This is a genomic window from Stenotrophomonas sp. DDT-1, from assembly GCF_001580555.1.
GTDB lineage: Bacteria > Pseudomonadota > Gammaproteobacteria > Xanthomonadales > Xanthomonadaceae > Stenotrophomonas > Stenotrophomonas sepilia.
Genome location: NZ_LEKR01000090.1, coordinates 1 through 697, shown reverse-complemented (window position 1 = coordinate 697; position 697 = coordinate 1). Strand labels below are relative to the sequence as shown.

At 54.9% G+C, this 697-nt stretch carries 1 rRNA gene; it reads left to right on the top strand.

From position 1 onward, the window contains the following. Nucleotides 1-697: ribosomal RNA gene (locus tag AB839_RS20845) — 16S ribosomal RNA — on the top strand; the annotation flags it as partial.

Genomic DNA, 697 nt, shown 5'->3' with positions numbered 1-697 from the left:
AGAGCTTGCTCTCTGGGTGGCGAGTGGCGGACGGGTGAGGAATACATCGGAATCTACTCTGTCGTGGGGGATAACGTAGGGAAACTTACGCTAATACCGCATACGACCTACGGGTGAAAGCAGGGGATCTTCGGACCTTGCGCGATTGAATGAGCCGATGTCGGATTAGCTAGTTGGCGGGGTAAAGGCCCACCAAGGCGACGATCCGTAGCTGGTCTGAGAGGATGATCAGCCACACTGGAACTGAGACACGGTCCAGACTCCTACGGGAGGCAGCAGTGGGGAATATTGGACAATGGGCGCAAGCCTGATCCAGCCATACCGCGTGGGTGAAGAAGGCCTTCGGGTTGTAAAGCCCTTTTGTTGGGAAAGAAATCCAGCCGGCTAATACCTGGTTGGGATGACGGTACCCAAAGAATAAGCACCGGCTAACTTCGTGCCAGCAGCCGCGGTAATACGAAGGGTGCAAGCGTTACTCGGAATTACTGGGCGTAAAGCGTGCGTAGGTGGTCGTTTAAGTCCGTTGTGAAAGCCCTGGGCTCAACCTGGGAACTGCAGTGGATACTGGGCGACTAGAATGTGGTAGAGGGTAGCGGAATTCCTGGTGTAGCAGTGAAATGCGTAGAGATCAGGAGGAACATCCATGGCGAAGGCAGCTACCTGGACCAACATTGACACTGAGGCACGAAAGCGTGGG